The sequence below is a fragment of the Candidatus Thermoplasmatota archaeon genome (genome assembly GCA_035541015.1).
Lineage (GTDB): Archaea > Thermoplasmatota > SW-10-69-26 > JACQPN01 > JAIVGT01 > DATLFM01.
Map to the genome: position 1 here is coordinate 23,392 of DATLFM010000033.1, position 6,286 is coordinate 29,677.

Here is a 6,286-nt window from a genome sequence, read left to right on the forward strand (position 1 = left end):
GTGCGCTCCGTGCGAGTTGCGGCCCTCCTCCTGCTCTTGGCCCCGCTGGCGCTGCCAGCCTTGGGCGCCACCGCCGGCGCGCAGGCGCAGTTTGTCCCCACGACGGTGCGCGTGGACATCCAGGAGCCCAACGGTCCGCCGCTTGGCATCATGATCCCCGGGCGGCCGTACGCGCTTGAAGTCCGCATCCACTACCAGTACGGACAGGGAGCGCTGCAGCCGCAGGGTCCCACGCGCGTCGACCTCGAGATCCTCGAAGCTCCCGAGTGGATGCACGCGCACCTTCAGGACCTCACCGTGCACATTCCGATCAACACCACAAGCGCCGTCGGAGGCAGCACGGCCACGGGCGTGACGTACGTCGACGCGAACGTTACGCTCGAGGCGCCGTCGTACCAGGTCTTCTCCATCTCGGTGGTGGCGCGGGCGCGCGCCAACGGAAACCTCATGGCCTCCGAGGGCACGGGCGTCCGCGAGTTTCGGCCCGGTTTTCTCCCGCTGCTGTCCATGGCGCCCGTGAGGGAGGACGTCCAAGTCCGAGGCGGCGTCCCGACGACAGTCGGGGTTCGCCTCGTGAACCACGGCAACGGCCCCATGGTCGTGACCTTTGCGGTGGGCGGCGCGCCCCAGGGCGTCCGCGTCGAGCCGCCCGCTCGCGTCGACCTTGGCTCGCTAGCCACGGGCGGCCGCTTCGAGGAGGTGGTCGAGATTTCCCTGTCGGCGCCGTGGACGGCCGCCCCGGCCGGCCAGGTGGACCTCGTCGCAAGCTTCCAGCACGCCAACCGGACCGAGCTTGTGGGCGAGCCGCAGACGGCTTCCTTCTCCCTGCGGACGACAAGCCCCGTCCCCGGCGTGGAGGCGGCCGCTGCCGTCGGGCTGCTGGCCGTGGCGGCGGCATGCCGGCGGCGCTCCTGAACGATTCGACGCACCCGCCTCGAAAATGAAGTCGAAACGTTTATTCTGGAACGCTGGCTTGGTTTCGCGTTCCGCGGTGGACGTTCGTCCGCCGGGCCCGAGAGGAACGGGTGGGATGCGTGCAGGCAAAGCTGGGTGACGAAGTCGTGGCCACGGGAAAACCCATCGCCGAGGAGCTCGCCAAGAAACAGCGCGAGATCTCCGTCTCGGAATTTTTCGAGCGGAACAAGCACATCTTGGGCTTCGACTCCTCCACGCGCGCGATCATCACCACGATCAAGGAGGCCGTCGACAACGCGCTCGACGCCTGCGAGGAGTCCGGCATCCTTCCGGACCTCTCCGTCGAGATCCACAAGGTCAAGGACGACGAGTTCCGCCTGGTCGTCGAGGACAACGGGCCCGGCATCGTCAAGCAGCAGATCCCGAACATCTTCGGCCGCCTGCTGTACGGCTCGCGCTTCCACGCGATCCGCCAGACGCGAGGCGCCCAGGGCATCGGCATCAGCGCGGCTGTCATGTACGGCACGCTCACGACCGGCAAGCCCGCGAGGATCACGAGCAAGATCGGGCCCGGCTACCCGGCCTACGTCGTCGACATCGTGCTCGACACGCGCAAGAACCGCGCGGACATCGTCAAGCAGGACATGACGCACTGGGAGAAGGACCACGGGACGCGCGTCGAGATCCACCTCGAGGGCAAGTACCAGCGCGGCCAGCAGAGCGTCCTCGAGTACATGCGCTCGACGGCCATCGTGAATCCGCACGCGCGGCTGTCGTTCCTCGAGCCCGACGGAACGCGCACCATCTTCGAGCGCGCCACGGACCAGCTGCCCGCAAAGACGGTGGAGATCAAGCCGCACCCCAACGGCATCGAGCTTGGCATGCTGCTCAAGCTCCTCAAGGACACGCAGGCGACCAAGCTCACGTCCTTCCTCACCACGGAGTTCTCGCGGATCGGCCACCGCAGCGCCCGCGAGATGTGCGACAAGGCCGGCCTCGACGAGGGACGAAAACCCTCCTCGCTTGCGCTCGAGGAGGTCAAGGCGCTCCACGCGGCCATGCGCCAGGTGAAGGTGATGGCGCCGCCGACCGACTGCCTTTCCCCGATCGGCGAGTACCTCGTGAAGAAGGGCCTCAAGAAGGAGCTTCCCGACGGCGTCTTCGTGGCCACATCCACGCGCCCGCCCTCCGTCTACGGCGGCAATCCGTTCCAGGTCGAGGCCGGGATCGCCTACGGCGGCCCGCTTGCGCCGGACGAGCAGGTGCGGATCCTGCGCTTTGCCAACCGCGTCCCGCTTCTCTACCAGCGCGGTGGCTGCGCGATCACCCACGTCGTCGAGGGCATCGACTGGCGCCGCTACGATCTCGAGCAGCGGGGCGGCAAGGGGATTCCCTACGGGCCGGCCGTCCTCCTCGTGCATGTTGCCAGCACGAACGTGCCCTACACGAGCGAGGCCAAGGAGGCCGTGGCCGACATCGCCGCCATCGAATCGGAGATCGAGCTTGCGCTTCGGGATTGCGCGCGCAAGATGAAGGCGCACATCCACAAGCGCAAGAAGTACGACCGCATGAAGGAGAAGATGGAGCTCATCCGCAAGATCCTGCCGCGCATCGCCGACAAGAGCGCGAAGGTCCTGGGCAAGCCCGTGCCCGACATCGAGCCCGTCGTGGCCAAGATCATGAACAACATGATGATCGCCGAGACGATCGAGTACGTCGGGCCCGACCGGCGGCACGTGGTCAAGGTCGAGATCAAGAACTACACGTCCCACGGAAAGAACGTGAGCCTGTACGCTTCCGTCCCGCACGGCGCCGCGGTCGGCCGGGTCGATCCCAAGCCCTCCGAGCAGACGGCCGAGCACATCCGGTGGGACCTGAAGCGGATCCCCACGGGCGAGGCCCGCATGCTTTCCTTCGAATTCGTCGGGTTGGACAAGGACGCCTACGACGAGACGGACCTCTACGTCTCGGGCATCGACGCGGAGCTTGTGATCGGCGCCGAACCCTGGAAGCCCAACGGAGGCGAGGCCTGATGCCGCCGCGCAAGGCGAAGGCGGCCGCGGGCACGCCCGCCCGAAGCCCTCGGCGGGAGGCGGCCGAGAGCCGTCCGGCGACGCCGCGTCAGTTGAAGGCGGTCCGGGAGCTCCAGAAGATCGCCGAAGACGTGTACGGCCAGTTCTCCTCGGCCAAGGTCCCCGAGCTGTCGCTTGCGGTGCGAGCCAAGAGCAACATCGCCTTCCACGAGGCCCACGGCGTCTGGAAGTACGGCGACTCGGAGACGCTGCGCAGCGCCAAGACGGTCGACGGGGCCATGATGCTCCTCCGCACCATGTACATGGTCGACTTCATCAAGGAGATGATCGACCAGACGAAGTCGTCCACGCTTCGTGAGATGTACTACATCAGCGAGGGTTGGGACCTCGCGAAGTTCGGCGAGCAGTCCGAGAGCGACAAGCTTGCCGAGGACCTCGAGATCATCACGGGGGCCCTTCGCGAGGACTTCAAGCTTCGGCCGGAGGAGGACGGCGCGCGCGTCATCGGCAACCTCACGATCGAGGAGACGATCCGAAGCGGCCAGAAGCGCACGATCAACTGCCGGGACGACGTGGGCGACGCCGGCTACAACATTCCCTACAACGTCGAGGAGGAGAAGCTCAGGTTCAAGCAGATCGACGGCAAGCTCGTGGTGGCCGTCGAGACCGGCGGTATGTTCGACCGTCTCGTCGAGAACGGATTCGACGAGACGCACGAGGCGATCCTCGTGCACCTCAAGGGCCAGCCCGCCCGCAGCACGCGGCGCTTCATCAAGCGTCTCAACGAGGAGAGCAAGCTTCCTGTCGTGCTGTTCACCGACGGCGACCCGTGGTCCTTCCGTATCTACGCCTCGGTCGCCTACGGGGCGATCAAGACGGCGCACATCAGCGAGTTCCTGGCGACCCCATCGGCGCAGTACTTGGGCATCACGCCCTCGGACATCGTGAACTACGACCTGCCCACCGACAAGCTCTCGGAGCAGGACGTGAAGGCGCTGGAGGCCGAGCTCACCGACCCTCGCTTTGCCACCGACTTCTGGAGGGGCGAGATCAACCTGCAGCTCCAACTCAACAAGAAGTCCGAGCAGCAGGCTCTCGCGAAGTACGGTCTCGATTTCGTCACGGACCGCTACCTCCCCGAAAAATTGACGGAAATGGGCATCCTCAGTTGAATTTTCGCCGTTGCGTGGTCGTCCTGATACCTGTCCACCAAGCGGGCGTCCGACCCTGGCGCAACCGTTAAGCCGGCGCAGGGCCCACCTACAAGGCAGCGGGACGATCAACGAATCGGCCCACGCAGAAGGCCCGTCGGCGTTGCCGATGCGCGCCCTGCGCTGGCCGATTCTCAAGATCCATTTGGGGTGAGGGTCGGCTTGGAGCGGCGCGGCGAGCATCTGTTGGGCCTCGACTACAACCCGTCGCTTCCGCGTAGGCTTCTTGTCGCCTTGGAGCGCAAGGGCCGTCGCCTTGGCGTCGATCTCGACACGATGGAGCTTCTGGGGCAGGAAGAATCCGTTCTCCGGGCGTTCCTCGAGGAGGACTTGGACGCCGGCGAATTCCTCCGTCACCTGGATCGCGAGGCGCTTGCAACCGCGCGCTCGCTGCGGGGCGGCGGCATCACGATCGTCGAGCGCCGCGTGCTGGCCTAGCGCCCTAGTTCAGGCGGTTACGGACCGTCCACGCATGGTCCCCGCGGTACGCGCGCGCTTCGACCACGCCGTCGATGGACGCAAGACGAGCCGGGTCCGCGTGCGCGTCTGCCAAGGGGTCGAGCTGCACCGCGATCTGCTCGCCAAAGAGGATCGTCTCCGCCTGCACGTGCGGCAGGGAGGAGATTCGTTCGAAGACTTTCCGCTGCATGCCCGGCAGCGTGCTCACTAGCAGATAGGTCGACGTCATCCGTGCATCCCGAGCACACCCTTAGGCGCTATTTTGATTTATTTTTTTCTATAAAAAATGAACGTTTGTCCGCGGCGGCGCTTCGCGCCGCTTGCGAAAAGGTTCTAATGGCCGGGAAGGTTCCCGCTTTCGATGCCAAGCGACGACGTTCGCGCGCGGCGCGCCGAGCGACTCCGGAAGCAGAAGCTCAAGGAGGCGCCCAAGAAGGCCCTCAAGATCGCCGCGATCGTCGTGGCCCTTGCCGCCGTGGGCGCCGTCGCCTGGTGGGCCGCCACGAACGCGCCCTCGGGCCCGCGCTTCGCGCACGAGCACCCGGCCTTGGCGATCTTCGTCGACGGAGAGCGCATCAACCTCCGCGATCCGGTCTACGATTACGGCCGCACGCAGGATCTGCGGTCGCACATGCACGTGACCGAGCCCGACGGCGGCTCCACGTGGCACATCGAAGGCAACTTCCGCGGAGGCATACCGGACATCACGATGGCCTCCGCCCTGGAGCGGCTGGGGATCCTGCTGCGATCGGGCCATCTTCGCATGAACCCGGACGCCGCGCACGGCCCCATCGAGGTCCGCGACGGCGGGAACGCCACCCTGCGCCTCTTCTACGCGCGCATCCTGCCCGACCGGACCTACGGCGATCCGCCGAACTGGGCCCCCGTGGAGGACTACGTGAACTTCGTGCCGCGGCACGGCTACCGGATCCTCGTCACCTTCGGGAACCAGACGGGCGAGGAGCTTGCTGCGATGCTCACGGCGGCCATGAACCCGCCGATCGCTCCGGAGAACCTGAGCGTGTTCGCCTCGCCCGAGACGCCCGATGGCCCCTTGGTGCGCTTCCGCGCCGGCGAGTAGCCTCGGGCCGCGATCCGCGCGTTCCTCCGCCTCGTTCAAGTAGGGACGCGACGCTGTCGGCCGCGTGAAGGACTCGGCCCTCGTCGCCCGCGCGCTCTCGCGTGGAGCCTCCTTCGTGGACGTCCGCCGGCAAACGATGCAGGACGCGTTTGCGGAGCGGGTCGACGGCGACACGCGCGTCCTGTCCTCGACGGAGCGGGGGGCTTGCGTGCGAGCCCTCGTCCTGGGCGCTTGGGGGTTTGCGTCGACGACGGGCGAACCGGAGGCTTCGCTTGCCGACGCGGCCGTCGCCGCGGCCCGCGCCGCCGCGCGCGCAAGCTCCGTGCGGACGTCCATCGTGCCGCTCTCCCGCGGGAAGGTCTCCGCCCGCGACGTCGTCCGGCGGGACCCTTTTGCAGGGGACCCCGACGCGTGGTTGTCGCGCCTGGCTCGCATGGAGTCGCGCACGCGCGGGTTTCCCGAGGTGCGGTCGATCACGCTCGCCTTGCGCGCCCACCGCTCCGTCACGAGCCTTCTCACGAGCGAGGGTCGCTCCGGTTCCTTGGAATCGACCCGCGTTCTTCTCCAGGCGGACGTCATCGCCGAAC

7 protein-coding genes are annotated in these 6,286 nt (G+C 67.0%); 6 read left to right on the forward strand and 1 reads right to left on the reverse strand.

All coding sequences use genetic code 11. The features are described from left to right. Window positions 1-9: 9 nt before the first annotated feature. The 4 genes from VM681_03035 (at window position 10) to VM681_03050 (ending at window position 4,597) form a co-directional block, all read left to right on the forward strand. Complete coding sequence (locus VM681_03035) at window positions 10-915, forward strand: hypothetical protein (GenBank protein ID HVL86971.1); 906 nt, start codon at window positions 10-12, stop codon at window positions 913-915. A gap of 119 nt (window positions 916-1,034) precedes the next feature. Continuing rightward, window positions 1,035-2,948: a DNA topoisomerase VI subunit B gene (locus tag VM681_03040; protein ID HVL86972.1), complete on the forward strand. Its 1,914-nt coding sequence runs from the start codon at window positions 1,035-1,037 to the stop codon at window positions 2,946-2,948. Continuing rightward, entirely contained in the window at window positions 2,948-4,120 is a 1,173-nt protein-coding gene (locus tag VM681_03045) for a DNA topoisomerase IV subunit A (protein ID HVL86973.1), read from the forward strand. The genes VM681_03040 and VM681_03045 overlap by 1 nt, the downstream gene beginning before the upstream one ends. A 189-nt stretch (window positions 4,121-4,309) precedes the next feature. Next, window positions 4,310-4,597 (forward strand): hypothetical protein, encoded by a 288-nt coding sequence (locus tag VM681_03050; GenBank protein HVL86974.1) that lies wholly within the window; start codon window positions 4,310-4,312, stop codon window positions 4,595-4,597. A gap of 4 nt (window positions 4,598-4,601) precedes the next feature. On the opposite strand, the gene VM681_03055 is transcribed toward VM681_03050, so the two are convergent. After that, window positions 4,602-4,847, reverse strand: coding sequence for a hypothetical protein (locus tag VM681_03055; GenBank protein ID HVL86975.1), 246 nt, complete (start codon window positions 4,845-4,847; stop codon window positions 4,602-4,604). 132 nt (window positions 4,848-4,979) lie between these two features. Here VM681_03055 and VM681_03060 point away from each other — a divergent pair, with 132 nt between their 5' ends. Both VM681_03060 and VM681_03065 read left to right on the forward strand, forming a co-directional pair. Beyond that, window positions 4,980-5,699: a hypothetical protein gene (locus VM681_03060; protein ID HVL86976.1), complete on the forward strand. Its 720-nt coding sequence runs from the start codon at window positions 4,980-4,982 to the stop codon at window positions 5,697-5,699. 64 nt (window positions 5,700-5,763) lie between these two features. Beyond that, window positions 5,764-6,286, forward strand: a 523-nt coding sequence (locus VM681_03065) for a DNA gyrase modulator (GenBank protein ID HVL86977.1), incomplete at its 3' end; no start/stop codon positions are given.

What these genes read in the sequence shown, in the direction of transcription:
- VM681_03045 (HVL86973.1), top strand. Translation starts at nt 2,948, where the DNA reads ATGCCGCCGCGCAAGGCGAAGGCGGCCGCGGGCACGCCCGCCCGAAGC.
- VM681_03055 (HVL86975.1), bottom strand. Translation starts at nt 4,847, where the DNA reads ATGACGTCGACCTATCTGCTAGTGAGCACGCTGCCGGGCATGCAGCGG.
- VM681_03060 (HVL86976.1), top strand. Translation starts at nt 4,980, where the DNA reads ATGCCAAGCGACGACGTTCGCGCGCGGCGCGCCGAGCGACTCCGGAAG.